At 51.3% G+C, this 14,870-nt stretch carries 16 protein-coding genes; all 16 read right to left on the bottom strand.

Features of this window, described 5'->3' with window-relative positions; translation table 11 throughout:
• Genes PRUTH_RS18430 through PRUTH_RS18355 form a run of 16 tightly spaced genes read right to left on the bottom strand, consistent with a single transcriptional unit; the run spans position 1 to position 14,869 of the window.
• Positions 1-810, bottom strand: a complete 810-nt coding sequence (locus tag PRUTH_RS18430) for a MipA/OmpV family protein (RefSeq protein ID WP_151174161.1) — start codon at positions 808-810, stop codon at positions 1-3.
• The gene (locus PRUTH_RS18425) at positions 807-2,027 is read right to left on the bottom strand and encodes a beta-ketoacyl-ACP synthase (RefSeq protein ID WP_151174160.1); all 1,221 of its coding nucleotides are present in this window, start codon (positions 2,025-2,027) and stop codon (positions 807-809) included. Before PRUTH_RS18425 ends, PRUTH_RS18430 begins: the two co-directional genes overlap by 4 nt.
• Positions 2,027-2,752 carry a 3-oxoacyl-ACP reductase FabG gene (fabG, locus tag PRUTH_RS18420; RefSeq protein WP_151174159.1) on the bottom strand — a complete coding sequence of 242 codons (726 nt, stop codon included), beginning with the start codon at positions 2,750-2,752 and terminating at the stop codon, positions 2,027-2,029. Before fabG ends, PRUTH_RS18425 begins: the two co-directional genes overlap by 1 nt.
• Positions 2,749-3,159, bottom strand: coding sequence for a hotdog family protein (locus tag PRUTH_RS18415; protein ID WP_053909687.1), 411 nt, complete (start codon positions 3,157-3,159; stop codon positions 2,749-2,751). Before PRUTH_RS18415 ends, fabG begins: the two co-directional genes overlap by 4 nt.
• Positions 3,160-3,207: 48 nt before the next feature.
• Positions 3,208-4,383 (bottom strand): beta-ketoacyl-ACP synthase, encoded by a 1,176-nt coding sequence (locus PRUTH_RS18410; protein WP_151174158.1) that lies wholly within the window; start codon positions 4,381-4,383, stop codon positions 3,208-3,210.
• A complete protein-coding gene (locus PRUTH_RS18405) occupies positions 4,380-4,937 on the bottom strand; it encodes a DUF3261 domain-containing protein (RefSeq protein WP_151174157.1) in 558 nt (185 codons plus the stop codon). Before PRUTH_RS18405 ends, PRUTH_RS18410 begins: the two co-directional genes overlap by 4 nt.
• Positions 4,937-6,187, bottom strand: a complete 1,251-nt coding sequence (locus tag PRUTH_RS18400; RefSeq protein WP_151174156.1) for an NAD(P)/FAD-dependent oxidoreductase — start codon at positions 6,185-6,187, stop codon at positions 4,937-4,939. The genes PRUTH_RS18405 and PRUTH_RS18400 overlap by 1 nt, the downstream gene beginning before the upstream one ends.
• Positions 6,171-8,417 carry an MMPL family transporter gene (locus PRUTH_RS18395; protein ID WP_151174155.1) on the bottom strand — a complete coding sequence of 749 codons (2,247 nt, stop codon included), beginning with the start codon at positions 8,415-8,417 and terminating at the stop codon, positions 6,171-6,173. Before PRUTH_RS18395 ends, PRUTH_RS18400 begins: the two co-directional genes overlap by 17 nt.
• Positions 8,414-8,938: a LolA-like protein gene (locus PRUTH_RS18390; protein ID WP_151174154.1), complete on the bottom strand. Its 525-nt coding sequence runs from the start codon at positions 8,936-8,938 to the stop codon at positions 8,414-8,416. The genes PRUTH_RS18395 and PRUTH_RS18390 overlap by 4 nt, the downstream gene beginning before the upstream one ends.
• The gene (locus PRUTH_RS18385; protein ID WP_053909352.1) at positions 8,935-9,363 is read right to left on the bottom strand and encodes an acyl-CoA thioesterase; all 429 of its coding nucleotides are present in this window, start codon (positions 9,361-9,363) and stop codon (positions 8,935-8,937) included. Before PRUTH_RS18385 ends, PRUTH_RS18390 begins: the two co-directional genes overlap by 4 nt.
• The gene (locus tag PRUTH_RS18380) at positions 9,356-10,900 is read right to left on the bottom strand and encodes an HAL/PAL/TAL family ammonia-lyase (protein ID WP_130146914.1); all 1,545 of its coding nucleotides are present in this window, start codon (positions 10,898-10,900) and stop codon (positions 9,356-9,358) included. The genes PRUTH_RS18385 and PRUTH_RS18380 overlap by 8 nt, the downstream gene beginning before the upstream one ends.
• Positions 10,901-10,903: 3 nt before the next feature.
• Positions 10,904-11,851 (bottom strand): lysophospholipid acyltransferase family protein, encoded by a 948-nt coding sequence (locus PRUTH_RS18375; protein ID WP_053909350.1) that lies wholly within the window; start codon positions 11,849-11,851, stop codon positions 10,904-10,906.
• Entirely contained in the window at positions 11,848-12,588 is a 741-nt protein-coding gene (locus PRUTH_RS18370) for a glycosyltransferase family 2 protein (protein ID WP_151174153.1), read from the bottom strand. Before PRUTH_RS18370 ends, PRUTH_RS18375 begins: the two co-directional genes overlap by 4 nt.
• A complete protein-coding gene (locus tag PRUTH_RS18365) occupies positions 12,585-12,944 on the bottom strand; it encodes an ApeI family dehydratase (RefSeq protein WP_045979919.1) in 360 nt (119 codons plus the stop codon). Before PRUTH_RS18365 ends, PRUTH_RS18370 begins: the two co-directional genes overlap by 4 nt.
• On the bottom strand, positions 12,937-14,316 hold the full coding sequence (locus PRUTH_RS18360) for an AMP-binding protein (protein WP_151174152.1): 1,380 nt from the start codon (positions 14,314-14,316) through the stop codon (positions 12,937-12,939). The genes PRUTH_RS18365 and PRUTH_RS18360 overlap by 8 nt, the downstream gene beginning before the upstream one ends.
• The gene (locus PRUTH_RS18355) at positions 14,300-14,869 is read right to left on the bottom strand and encodes a COG4648 family protein (RefSeq protein ID WP_151174151.1); all 570 of its coding nucleotides are present in this window, start codon (positions 14,867-14,869) and stop codon (positions 14,300-14,302) included. Before PRUTH_RS18355 ends, PRUTH_RS18360 begins: the two co-directional genes overlap by 17 nt.
• Between the last annotated feature and the right edge of the window lies 1 nt (position 14,870).

Below are 14,870 nucleotides of genomic sequence, written 5' to 3'. Positions count from 1 at the left end.
TTATCCTCTGTTGTTATAGAACTTCCATGCCAACCCAAAGCCAAAGGCAACACTGTGGTTGCGCTCCACCAATGGGCTATCACGCCACTTTGCATCCTTGATGCGATAATACTTTACAAACCCGCCAAACCACCAGCGTCTTGAGTCATAACTTAGCCCCATAGACACTTCTTCACCGCCATATCCGTTACCACTGGTGTATTCGCTGCGCAGTGAATTAGCGGCCGCCGCTGGCACTGCATAAAAATAGTCGGCGTATTGTGAACTGGCATAATTAATTGCCAAACGGCTGGTTAACGTGATGCTTTGCGCTCCTTGTTGCCACAACCGCTGCCGCCACTGGGCATAAGGTCCCGCCTTAAAGCCAATATCATCAATGCGGGTGAAATCCGTTGCCAGTGCCTTACGAGTAAACACGCCAAGCTTAAAGTAACTAGGTTGGTTATAGTGGCCGACAACATAATAATCCAATGCTGGGCCCAACTCGAACACCCAGTCCAAATCATCCATGCCATCGCGGGCTTTACTCTCACCGCTGTCTACTGCAATTCCAGCGGTGGCAGAGATATCCAAATGCCAGTTATTATGCTGCCATAAGTAACCGGTGGCGCTGCGCCTATCAAGGTTTAAGCGTTCAGAGCGATAGCGCACATAAGGCACTGGCAACGTGTAGCTTTTTGACTCACGGGCACCGATATAAAGCGGAATATTAGCATGAAATACCCCCGCTCCAAGCTCAAGCTCTGCACTGACACTCGAAGCGCTGTACAGCGCTAAAACAAACGCAAAGCACCGCGTTATCAGGCTCATGGCATGCGCTTAAAAATCAGGGATGTGTTAATGCCACCAAACGCAAAGTTATTACTCATGACATAGTCACACTGTAATTTGGTTGGCTGGCGCAGATAATCCAGCTGTGCGCACTGTGGGTCAACACTCTCCAGGTTAACGGTGGGCGCAAACCACCCCTCACGCATCATTTCGATACTAGCCCACGCCTCGATGGCACCACATGCGCCTAACGTGTGACCCAGGTAGCTTTTTAGCGAGCTAATGGGTTTACGGCCAAGGGCATTAAAGGTGGCATGAGATTCGGCAATGTCACCGCGATCGGTGGATGTGCCGTGAGCGTTAACATAGCCTATTTGTTCGCCATTAAGCTGGGCATCATCAAGGGCCATAGTGATCGCCGTTTGCATGGTATCGCTGGTCGGCTGGGTCACATGCTCACCATCGGAATTACAACCAAAACCGACGATTTCCGCATAAATAGTCGCACCACGTGCTTTGGCGTGCTCGTACTCTTCTAAAATCAGTGTTCCCGCACCCTCACCTATCACTAGCCCATCGCGGTCTTTATCAAACGGCCGAGGCGTATGCTTAGGTGCGTCATTACGACAACTGGTGGCGTATAAGGTATCGAATACGGCGGCCTCGGTCACACAGAGCTCTTCGGCGCCACCGGCAACCATGGCTTTTTGTCGACCGAACTTAATGGCTTCATAGGCATAGCCAATGCCTTGTGAACCCGAAGTACAGGCGGAGCTGGTGGTGATCACCCGGCCTTTAATACCAAAAAACACGCCAATATTAACTGGCGCCGTATGAGCCATCATCTGAATATAGCTAGTTGCGGTCACCCCACTCATCTGCCCCGATTTCATCATATCAGCGAAGGCAATAAGCGGCGGCGTTGAGCCGGTTGACGAACCATAAGCAATGCCGGTATCGCCATTGGTAAGCGCCGGGTGCTCAAGCAAGCCTGATTGCGCCAATGCCCGCTCGGTGGCCACCGTGGCCATCAATGCGACGCGCCCCATAGAGCGCACCATCTTACGTTTATAGTGGCTAGGGCGCTGAAAGTGCGTCACCGGCGCCGCTAATTTGGTATTCAAATCAGCTATATCTTGCCATTGCTCCATCACTTTAACGGCGTTGTCGCCCTTCTCTAGCGCACTGCGCAGGCTCGGCCAGTCATCCCCTAGTGCCGTAATACAAGACATCCCTGTAACCACAACCCGTTTCATTACACTAACCCACCATTGACTGAAATAACTTGGCGAGTAATGTACGCCGCCGGATCAGAGGCTAAAAATGACACCGTTGCCGCGACCTCTTCAACATTGCCCATACGCCGCATCGGCACATGTTTTAATAGCTCCTTGGTATCGAGCTGCTCGGTCATTTCCGTGGCAATCAACCCGGGCGCGACACAGTTGACGGTGATTTTACGTTTTGCCAATTCCAGCGCTAATGCTTTTGTAGCACCGATGATCCCTGCTTTGGCGGCGCTGTAATTCACTTGGCCGCGATTGCCAGCGATGCCCGATACCGAAGCCAACGTAATAATACGCCCACCCTGACGGGCACTGACCATTGGCATAACCGCCGGGCGGACAACATTATAAAAACCATCTAAGCCAGTGCTAATAACCGTGCCCCATTCATCGTCGGTCATCGCCGGAAAGGCGGTGTCGCGCGTGACTCCGGCATTACACACCACGCCATAATAAGCACCATGTTCGGCAATATCTTGCTCTATGCTTTGGCGTGCTGAGTCTCTATCGGTAACATCAAAGCACAGGACTCGTGCACTGCGGCCCATAGCTTGGATTTGCTCACTGACTTTTTGCGCTTGCTCACGCTGGGTGCGACAATGCAAGATAATATCAAACCCTTGCTCGGCAAGGGCCAGCGCGATGGCCTTGCCTATACCTCGGCTTGAACCGGTGACTAAAATCGCTCTACTCATTGGTTTTCCTTAATAAACTTCATCGGGTCGGCGGGCTGAAATACATTAATTTTGGCTTCGAGATAACGCTCGTTATCGCATTCAATGGCGCAATCGAAAACACTGAGCCCGGACTCGTCCTGCACCACTTGCGTGACATAAATATCCAGTGTGCTGCCAAGCTTAAAGACCGGCTTTAAACAGCGGATTTTTCGACTACCTAATAAGAAGCCAATTTTAACACCACGCTGGTGCTGACAATCGTGAGCACCGGCATAGGCGGCGATACTCTGCGCCATATATTCGCTGCCGATATAACTTTGCACCCCATTGATATCACGCTGGTAAAAAGCACTGTCTGGGGTAATGGTCACTTGGCAATGGGCGCTGTCACTATCAAACGAAATCAGCTCATCAATCAACACCATGGGGGGGGCGATGCGCCAGCAATTCGCTTATAGGTCGATGGTTGTTGATCACGCTATTTCTCCAATAATGATACTGGCGTTATTGCCGCCAAAAGCAAAAGAGTTACTCATACATGTTTTCGGCCGTTCCCGAGTGGGTTGTTGTACAAGATTAATCGTCGCCAAGGAGGCATCAAGGGCGTAGCCGCTATGATATGGCAGCGTTAGGGTCTTCCCTAAACGTTGCTGCTCTATCAGCAGCCAACATAATCCAGCCTCTATTGCGCCGGCGGCACCCAAGGTATGGCCGGTAAGATGCTTCGAGGAACTTACCGGCGTTTGCGCGCCGATGACATCGGCAATGGCCCGTGCTTCCATGGCATCATTTTTTACCGTTGCAGTACCGTGGGCGTTGATGTAATCAATATCTGTGGCTGTCAAAGCCGCCTCGGCCAGCGCCTGGTGCATTGCCGCTATGGCACCTTTGCCTTGCGGCTCGGGTGCAGACATATGGTACGCATCGGAGCTACTGCCACAGCCTAATAACGCACAGCGCGCTGAGCCAAAATCCGCTGAGCGAGTCATAATGAATAAGCCCACACCTTCGCCAATATTAATGCCATCACGCTGCTGAGCAAAAGGCTGGCAAATCCCGGCGCTGGTCGATGCCAGTGCTTTAAAGCCATTGACGGTCAATTGGCATAAACTGTCTGCGCCGCCACAAATGACCGCATCGGCCAGCCCTGCTTGTAACATTGCTTTGGCGCTGCTCAGTGCTTTACTGCTAGAACTACAGGCGGTGGAAATACTATAGCATGGTCCCTCTATGGCCAGCTTGTCGCGAATATACTGCGCGGGGGCATCCAACGATTGCTGGTGGTAGTGGTAGTGCTTCGGCCAGCTACCTTGGCGAGCTTGCTGTGCTCGAGCACGCTCACCATCATAAATATCAGCGGTGCTGGTGCCGATGATTACGGCAATACGATGCGCTGCTATGCGGCTACGCAGCTTATCTAAGGTATTAGTTAATTGCGCCAAAGCAAGGTCAATCATGGCGCTATTGCGCCCGGTGCTATCAAGGGGCAAATTGGCGACCTGACCTAAGTAGGGGGTCATGCCCTCATTATCTAGCCCAGCGACTTGAGCCAAACCGCTGCGCTGTTCGCCGCTCAGGGCATCGAGATGGGCGCTGGTATCCGCTCCTAATGCGCTGACAAGAGCGAGGTCGTTTAACCAGGCGTTCATACCCCCACCTCGGTAAATATAATTTGGTATTGGTGCATATAATTAGTTAACGTTGTTGTGGCGCCTTGGTACTCTATGCGCAGTAATAGCGTGTGAGCACGTTTAATTTCCCTCACTCGGGTCGCGCCGCGCTGGAATTCCTGTATTTGCGCCCCTTTTAACTGCGCCTTGAGTTGCTGCATCGGCCAATGCACCAACTGCACATCGGCCAAAATGTACTCCGGGTCAATCGGCAGCGTGGCTAACTGAGTGCTTACGCTTATTTTCTCATCATCACTAAAGGCCATGGACAACAGCGGGATACCTGCCCCCGAGGTTAACACTAAGCGCAGCTCACCGCTTTGATTAACGGCCAGTTGGCTCAGTAGTGTAGCACTGCGCTCAGCCCGAGAAAAAGTCAGCTTTTTTTGCCACTGTTGCTGATGTAATGACGGCGGGGCAACACCCATATCGAAGCTCACCCCAGCGGCCAAGTCAACGCTTTTGGCGTTGCGCTCTGGCACCGTAGTACAGGCCGATAACACGCTGACAATAATTATCCATACAGCCCGCATTATTGAGTTTCCATGTTACAAAGAGTCGCAAGCACATCAAGACGGCGCTCACTTTGTGCCACATAGGGATTAGTTTTATCCCAGGCATAGCCTGCCAAAATGGCGCTGATCATACGCCGCACATCACTGCGCTGCTGTGGGTAAAAAATAACATCCTGAAAGCGGCCATCGTACCAAGCGAGGACAAAGGTTTTAAAGCACTCTACCCCTTGTTTAAGTGGTTGGGCAAAGTCTTTGTCAAAATCCACTTTTTCGCCACGCAAAAAGCCATCGACAATCGGCGCTGCCAATGACGCCGATTTCAACGCAATCGTCACCCCGGATGAAAACACCGGATCAAGAAACTCCCCAGCATTCCCCAATAACGCATAGCGCTTGCCATACAAGCGACTGACATCCGCAGAATAGCCGCCTAAGCGCTGGGTATCAGTGATTGCCTGCGCCGAGTCAAGCAACGCTGCGAGATTCGGCTCTTGGCCTACCAGGCGCCATAAGTTTTGTTGTTCACTGAGGGCCTCGTCAAAGTACTCGGGCTCACCCACCACGCCTAAGCTGGCGCTACCATCGGCAAAAGGGATAAGCCAATACCAGATGTCGCGATGCTGCGGGTGCACGGAAATTAAAATTTTGTTTCTATCAAAATTTGCGGCGCTGATATGGTCGTTGATATGACAGAAATAGGCCGTTCTTGTGGGCAAACTAGAGCGGCGCTCTAGCTCAAGTAAGCGCGGCAACACCCGGCCAAAACCACTGGCGTCGAGCACAAATCGCGCTTGCAGCCGATAGCGTTGCTGTTCGCTGGCCACGGACAGTTCGATATGCTCATCATGTTCTTGCAGCGCTTCAACTCGATGGCCGTAGCGAATCTCCACCCCCTGGGCCTGGGCGGTATCGGCGAGCAACTTGTCAAACGCTGCACGTTTGACTTGATAAGTAGTGCCACGCCCTGCAGAGAACTTGTCGGTAAAGTCGATAGCGGTATCCGTTCCTTGATAATGAAACGCGGCGCCATTTTTAAACTGAAAACCCAGCTCTTCGGCATGCTTGTCCACGACCTCGTCCATGCCGGCTTCGCTAAGGTAGGCCATGCATTGCGGCAGTAGGCTCTCGCCAATGGAAAAGCGCGGAAAATGCTGACCTTCAAGCACCACTACGTGCCAACCACGCTGGCGCAATAAGGCACTGACTAACGCCCCAGAGGGACCAGCACCGATGACCACAACGTCCGTCTGTTCAGTCTGATTTATCATTTTTATTCTCAATACTTAGTGGCGCTACCCAGTAAACAACAATAAGCCCGATCAGCACGGCAGCACCAAATTGGCTGATAGCGGGGGTATTCGAAAACACTAACATCGCGAATACCGCCAAGGACGACAACGCTGACAGGCTAATGGCAACAAAGGTGGTCGGCTGGCGCCCTGATTGCTGATAAAAAATAAAATAATCAACAGCTAACGCTAACACTAAGATAAGTCCCAAGGTATGAAATACCGACAGTGGCATAACGACCGCAATAAGGGTTACCACCAGCAACGCGCTGAGTGTCAACCAAGCAACCATGGCAGCCCCTCTGCGCAGGCCAAAAAATGCTATAAATACAATGGCTATGGCCAGGACTGCGAGCGCTAAAGCCCAATGAATACTGTGATGAAAGTGCGCTAACATGGCGCTCAGCTGGCCGGGCACATCCACCAACTGCATATCTTCAAACTCTGCCAGATAACCGCTCAGCGAGGCATGTTCAAGCGCGCTGACGGTGCTCAATGAATAAAAATATGGGCCTTGTTTGATAGGCGCAAGAAATACATCGGCCAGTGGCCCTTGAGCAAACTGCTCATAGCTCAACAGGGTATTTGCATCCGCTGGTAGCGCGGCGCCGCGTAATTGCGCCAAAAAGCTAAACCGGCCCTGCTGCTGCGCCTGGCGATAAAGCGTTAAAGCCTGTTGTTGGCTTTGCTGGCTAGGCAGGGCCACGCTGAGACCCTGAAATCGCCCTTGATGCAGTTGCACAAAACTGCGCACGCGCTCTTCGTTTATTAATAACTGCTCGATGCTTTCGCCTCGCACTAGCACCTGAAACGTTGGCCCATCACCATTTAAGTACAAGTGATGGCGCTTTTGCGCTTGCATAAGCTGCGCTGAGCTTGCATTAAAGCTGGCGATAGAATCGTTGACATGTGGCCACTGCACACTCAGCAACAAGCCACTCACACCCGCAAGAGTCAAAGCGATGACGCCTTTGCGCCGGCGCAGTCGAGCAAACAAGGTTAATGCGCACTCAGCAGTACTCAGTGCTAAGGGGCGTAATTGCGTAGGGCGCTGGGCACGGATCACCACAAAGCGCACGAAAAACCAAGCGCCGCACAATCCAGCAACAATAAAAATAGCGACATCTTGCAATAAGCTCATCGGCGCGGTGAAAAAGCAGGCGTAGCCGAGTGCTGTCGAGCCAAGAGCCAGCAATAACCCGCGTTTCAGTGCCACGCTGTAGCTATTGCTTTTTTTGGTTCTGTCGCTCAGCGCATGCAGCGCGTAATCGATGGCGACACCAATTAACGTCGTGGCGAACACTAAACTCAACACATGCAGTTGTTGGCGCAGCAATAAAAGCGCTAGCGCGCCTGCGAGCACTGCACTGCTTACGGTTAATAAACTCACCCACAGTGGCCAAACGCCGCGTATGGCGAGCAATACAAAAACAGCGAGTAACACCAGGCTCGCCAAGCCAAAGCGATTCATCTCCCATTGCGCTTGCTCCGCGTTTTCACTGTTATGAAATAGCACTCCAGAGTATTCAATCTCGGTTTCTGGGTGGGCTTGGCGAAGCGTACGAACCGCGTTTACAAGCTCCGCTGCCAGGGCATTGTTTTGCCATATTGTTGCTGTCGTCGTCACCTCACTGACCAGCAGCCAAACGGGAGGCTTATCTCCTTGACGCCATTGTAACTTACCATCGACGAGCCCTAATTGCTGACCTGTTGCAAAGGTGTCTAAAAAGCTAAAGGTTGCTAAGGATGGGTCATCACTGATACTGCTTGATAACCAAGGTGAGGCGGTCTGCGATAATTGCCGCTGAGCATAGTGACTAAAGGCCGTGGGTGAGCGCAGCGCTTGTTGATAGCCCTCGCTCATGAGCGCACCACGATAAGGCTGGTAGAACTCGGCGATACGCTTAAGTGTCGGTTGCACTTTAACCTTAAGCGACGGGTGTTGTTGCAGTTGTTGCGCCAGCTCATGATAAGCATTGACCGCCGTTTTTCCACTGAAGGAAAACACCAACTGGTTTTGCGCCGTACTTGATAGCTGCTGTTGCGCGCTATAAAACTGCGCATCGACGGCTTGAGTGGGCTGGCGCTCCAATAGGGCCATCATATCAGCACTGATACGCACTTCTTTCAGCGTCCACACCGCGACTGTGCAAAGCAGCAGGAAGGTGGGCCAAAGTACGACGCCTACAGACCTTACCCAGCTGCTCACTGTGTCGCTCCATTAGGGGTAAGGATGATTTCAGTGCGAGTGCCTTTTCGCTCATACAAGCCAATAAAACGCACCTGCTGTTGGCTGTCTTGGCAGCTGACAAGATGCGTGAACAAGCTTTTTAACTCTTGGCTTTGCGCCAGCAGTTTAAGGCACGACCAAGACTTAGCGGCGATCCGCTCGGACCGGGCCGCAGGCTCACTAATAAAAAACTGCGCCAGTTGCTGCGGGTCCTGCTGTAATAGTGCCTGTAATAAGGAGCTATAAGCACCACTTTGCGCCTGTTTAACAAATTGATCCTCACCTTGGCGCTCGAACACGCCCTCACTATCAATACGCAATACATTTTCTATCGGCGTTTGGGTGTGCCACCAAAGTTGCTGCGCCGTGAGACGATAACTGCCGGTACTGACAAAGGCGTTATCAAAGCCAGCGAAGTGCTTATGTTGCTCAAACTGCCCTTGCTGCGCCGCAGCCATAAAGGAGCACAGCATCATCAACACCGATAGCCACTTACTCACGATAGCACCTGCGCTAGCTTGTCACCGATAATACGTGGTGACACAAATTGCATCTCTTGAGTGGCTCTATCGACCGCTACTTGAACGGTATAGGCCTTCGTGAGGCGCTTATTCGAGGCACTGTCGAAGATCACATAGTCAATCTTCAGCCGTGTTTCATATTCTTTTAGGTAAGCCTCTACACGAATGCGCTGCGTAAAAGAGGCCGAGCCTACGTACTTAATACGCATATCGACAATGGGCCAATCATAACCAGAATCGCGCATTTGCAAATAGTCGTAATCGAATTTGCGCAACAACTCACAACGCGCGACCTCAAGGTAGCGGGCATAATTGCCATGCCAAACAATTTGCATTGGGTCGCAATCGTGAAATGGGATCTCTATATCGACGGCTGCGCTCAATAGCGTATTTTTATTATTCATAAAGGGTCCAACGCTGGTTTTGAATGTACTCGACGGTTTGCCGCAGGGTGCTCTCCAATGGCCGGTCTTCTTCGAGATTAGCAAAATAGCCACTGATGTCTTGGTACATGCTAGCAATGTCAGCGCTGAGTGCGCTTTGTTGCAACTCGCCGCGCTGAATACGTAGTCGCAGACCTTGCACTGCCGCCAACAGCGTGCATGCTAACACTTGCTCGGTCAATTCCAACACCCGCAGGCAATCCCTAGCGGCGATGGTGCCCATACTCACCTTATCCTGATTGTGACATTCGGTGGAGCGGGAAAAAACACTCGCTGGCATGGTTAACTTCAACGCCTCGGCGGTAAACGCGGATGCGCCGATCTGCACTGCTTTAAAGCCGTGGTTAATATAGCGGCGCTGCTGTTGGGCATCACTGAGATTACTGGGCAAGCCGTTGTTATAACGGGTGTCCACCAAGGACGCTATTTGCCGATCGGCAAGATCGGCTAAATTAGCCACCGCATTTTTCATGCTGTCCATGGCCATGGCGATATGGCCGCCATAGAAATGCCCGCCGTGCAACACATGCTCCCCTTCACCATCGATAATGGGGTTATCATTCGCGGAGTTCAGCTCATTTTCAATAAATTGTCGGAACCACGGCAAACTATCGGCCAACACGCCAATAATATGTGGCGCGCAGCGAATAGAGTATCTATCTTGCAAGCGGTCGGCATTGCGGGGGTGGCTATAGTGGTTAAGATCGTCTCGGATCCATTTTGCCACTTGCTGTTGGCCGCTGTGCGGTTTCACCGAGAACAGAATCTCATCAAAGTGATGGCTATTGCCTTTAAGGGCGATAGAGCTCAAGGCGGTAATACGAGTAGCTAGCTTTACGGCATAACTGGCACGCTCAAAGGCAAGGCAGGCCACTGCGGTCATCACCGCTGTGCCATTCATCATCGCTAAGCCTTCTTTAGGACGTAGCGTAATCGCCGTTAAGCCGCTTTGTGCAAATGCTTCTTGGGCGCTCATTACTTGCTCGTTAAAGCGTACCTCACGCTCGCCGACTAAAGCACCGGCCACGTAAGACAAAGGCGTTAAATCGCCACTGGCCCCCACCGACCCCTCTTGCGGGATAAGCGGTAAAATGTCGTGGTTAATCATATCACGCAGTAAGTGCAACAGCTCCCAGCTAACACCTGAGTAGCCTTGCGTCAGTGATGCTAAACGGGTCGCGAGAATCGCCCGCGTTTGCGCAGCACTGAAGTGTGCGCCTAAGCCGCAGCCATGAAAGCGGGTTAAATGCAGCGGCAGCTCTTTGACCAAATCAAGAGGAATATCTACGGTCACCGAGTCGCCATAACCGGTGGTCACCCCGTAAATGACGCCCTCTTTTTCTAGGAGTTGATCTAAAAACGCAACCCCTGCATCAATCTTGCGCTGCAGATGCGCTGAAGTGCTGATCTCTGCATTCACTGAAGCATGGGCAAAGGCGACAATATCTTCAATGCGAAGCGGCTTTTCGCCGAAATGAATCGTTTGACGGCTAGACACGAATTAGCTCTCCTTGTGGCGCGCGCTGTGCTCATCACGCTGCCAAAAATCAAAAAAATTAAACCATTGGTAAGGGTACTGCTGCACAACAGTCTCTAGCTCCTGCACGTAATCTTGGATTATTTTCTCCAGCGCTTGCTGCCTGCTCTTGCGTGGTAATGACAAGCCGTCGCTGTATTTGTTAAAGTGCACATCAAAGCCGCGTCCGTTGCGCATGCAAAATAGCCAATAAATGGGGCACTCCAGTAGCGCAGCTAAAATAAAAGGCCCTTGCGCGAACGGCGCGGGGCGGCCTAAAAATGGGCAGTATTGCACGCGCCCGATTGCCGTGGTGCTGGTTCTATCACCGACGATAACCACAAACTCCCCCTGCTCAACCTTGGTTTTCAGTAAAATTGCCAAGTCCGGGCCGAGTTCACTCACCTGGATAAGGTTAACTGAGACATTAGGGTTAATGCGTTGCAAGGTGCGGTTAAACTCCACTGCATGATGGGTAAACACCAACACATTGATTACGCAGTGGCTATGGCGCATACCTAACGCCCGGCACACCTCCAAGTTTCCCAGGTGGGAGCCAATAAAAATAGCCCCTTGCTTATGCGCCACTAAATCATCAAACAAATGCTGATTACGGTAATTGATTTGCGCTGGGCTAATGCGACCCAGCCAAGCGTCTATTTTATCAAAGGCGCTATCGGCAAAGGTACAAAAATGTTTCAGCCCGGTGCTAAAACGCCACGGTGGCTGAGTGCTGTTGTACCTATGTAAATTCTGCCAGTACTGCTTTGAGGCTGCGCGCGCCTTGCCCCCGGTAAGGTAAAAGTAAAACACCACAGGAAAAAGAAACACCCACAGCACCTTGCGACCAAAGAGCTTATAGACCGCCAATAAAAACTGCATGCCCCAATAACTGCCGCGTTCCTGCATTTTCGACCAATGTGTTTGGCTCATGAGTCTACCCTGGGTTTGCGCAGCAATAACTTAGGTAACCGAGGCAGCATGGCGAAAAATAATCGCGTATGCAGCCAGCTAATTTTGAGATTATCGTGCAGCGGCTGAAAGTGTGACACGCCCTGCTCTGGATAGATCACCTGGGTATCGATAAACAGCGAAGGAACACCTTGCCAATACAGACACACCATGACCTCAATATCAAAATCCATACGCGTCCCCAAGGCACGGCTATCAAACAAGGCGATACACGGGGCCAGTGGATAAACACGAAAGCCACACATGGAGTCTTTAATCGACAGGCTCAGGGTTTCTACCCACACCCAAAAGTGGGTGATATAGCGGCTTAAATAGCGATGCTTGGGCACCGACTCATCATACACCGGACGACCGCTGATAAGGCAATGGGGGTGAGCCTTGGCTTTAGCGATAAGCTTTTGCATATCGGCCAAACAATGTTGACCATCGGCGTCTACTTGCAAGGCATGAGTGTACCCTTGAGCATAAGCCCAGCGCAACCCCGTTTGCACCGCCGCGCCTTTGCCACCATTAACCTGATGCCTAAGTAAATGTAAACAATCAAAGCGCTCGTTTAACTGCTGCAAATAACGCTGTGCTGAAGCTGCACTGCCATCATCCACCATCACAATATCTAGGCCCATAGGCTCAAGTTCAGCAATGACATCGGCAATCACCTGCGTATGGTTATAGTTGGGGATCACAATGCACAGTTTCATGCGTCACTCGCAAACACAATACGACCGCTGGCATGCTGGCCTTTGTGCGAATAATACCGAAAAGTGAACTTATGCTCGCTTTTTTTCTCAAGCGCTAGGGTCACTTCCAGCCCTGGGGTCATGACCACCTGAAACTTGAGGACTTCGACATTTTCAACCGCATTATGGTAGCCAAAATATTTGCGTCCATAGTGAATGGCCCAATCCAGTTGCACCACCCCGGCCAAAATCGGTGCATCGGGAAAGTGGCCCTTAAAGTAATCAAGCTGGGGCGCAAGCGATAAGGTTAGCAATACCTCATCCGCTTGCTCATCAACGCCAACAATATCGGGGTGAGTGACTTTAAAATCAGTCAAAATACGACTCCAGTTCACTGGACACTAATTTGCCTTGTGAGTTGTAGGGTAAGCTTTGCAGATAGCGCCATTTACGCGGCAAACAGACCGCTTCGAATTCTAGACCAAGGTGCACTTTTAGGGTTTGGCTAATATGTTTACGCGGACATTGTTCGAACTGTTCTAGGCCCTCGCGAGTGAGCACCACAAGCGCGCCGAGGCGACCCGTACTTAACTGCATAATGGCCGCATGCTTGACCCAGGGGTGAGCTATTAGCCGGGCCTCCATACCCACCAGGTTCACCCGCTTTTCCGCCACTTTAACAGTGCGGTCGGCGCGCCCTAAAAGCATAAACTCGCCGTTGCTTAACAGCTGAACTTTGTCATCTAAGCGCATTGGCTCGTCTAATAATGGCGATTTTAGTGTTAGTTGTCCGTTGTGACGCACCAAGGTAACACCTGGGAACGGCTGCCAAGGCACAGCGCCGCTGGTGCTGACTTGGCGATAAGCAATGCCACCAGTTTCTGTGCTGCCATACACTTGGATTATGGCGCGCTCGAACTGCTGATACAATTGTGTTGCATCGCTGTCCTCTAGCGGTCCACCGGAAGAAAATAGCATTGCGAGATTGCTGCGCTTGCCACCGAGGACATTATCTTGCACTAGCCGCGAATACTGCGCCGGGGAGGCAACCAGCACCCAGTTGTTAGGCGCTTGGGAATCAATATACTGCGCTAGGTGCTCAGGATAGTGGAACATTGGTCCGTGCCAGCAATGGCCGAAACGGGCGGGCCATAATACTTTAAAAAGTAAACCGTAAATATGCTGATGGGACACCGTAGCCACAAACCGTGGTGAGTCAGCAGCAAGGCGAGCCATAAAGGTTTGCTCGAGTGTGTTGAGCTCGCGATTTATCGCTGTCCAGGTTTTGTATATGGCTTTCGCAGGGCCACTGCTTCCTGAGGTAAAGAAGATCAACCGGCCGCTTATTTTATCATTCGGCCAATAGATATTGTCATTGCGCTGTTCGGCCAATAATGAGCTGGACGTATCGTCGAGCGCCTCATCAATATAGCTAAACCCGCCTTCAGAGGCTGCACTGTGTTCGCCGCAAAAAAATGCGCTTAGCTGACGCATTTTCGCCAAGGTCTGCGGCTGCGCATTGGGCGGTAAGATAATGTCTATGGGGGTTTGTGCTAACGCCATGAGGCGGATAAAAAATTCAACGCTGTCGCTGTGATACAGCACCACCGCTGTGCTCATATCTAGCTTTTTATAATGTGCGCTAAACGCATTGATACGCTTAATCAGTGTATCAGCAGTGATGAAGGCGTTCTCGTCACTGGCACAATTTGGCGCCAATAGGTCGATTAATTTATTTAAGCTGTCCATTGCTCTTTAACCACATTCTATAAGCAAACTCACCGCCACCCAAAATGCCCATCGCTATATAGGCGACTAAGCCATTGTACACAGTCCAAAGCACCATATCTTCTAGTAGCACGGTGTAGGTTGCAAGAGCCGCATTGAGCACAAAGAAAACGGACCATATTTGCGTCACTCGATAGGTGTAATGCACGCCTTGGTCGCTTAATTGTGGCTCGCGCAGTCTTGCAAAGCGCTCTATCATGCTGGGTTTATGCACCAGTGTATAAGCGAACGCTGCCGCCATAACAAGATTAACAATCACCGGATACCATTGCAGTCGCTGAGGCTGTGCGCTCACTAAGGCACTGGCCACTAAAATAACGCCTGCCACGGAAGTGGGTAATAGCCAGCCACCCAGCACTTGAATACGCAAGCTCAAAGCGGCACGAATAATAAGCAAAGCCAATAACAGCCACATGATTTGTTGACTATATCCTTGGGATAAACCGAGATACACCAATACAGGGTAAGCCAGCAAACAAATAGACAGCAGCGTGTTAATAATTGCTTTGAGCATG

The sequence above is a fragment of the Pseudoalteromonas ruthenica genome, from assembly GCF_008808095.1.
GTDB classification, from domain to species: domain Bacteria; phylum Pseudomonadota; class Gammaproteobacteria; order Enterobacterales; family Alteromonadaceae; genus Pseudoalteromonas; species Pseudoalteromonas ruthenica.
The sequence above is the reverse complement of the archived record's forward strand: the minus strand, read 5'-3'. Positions and strand labels throughout refer to the sequence as shown.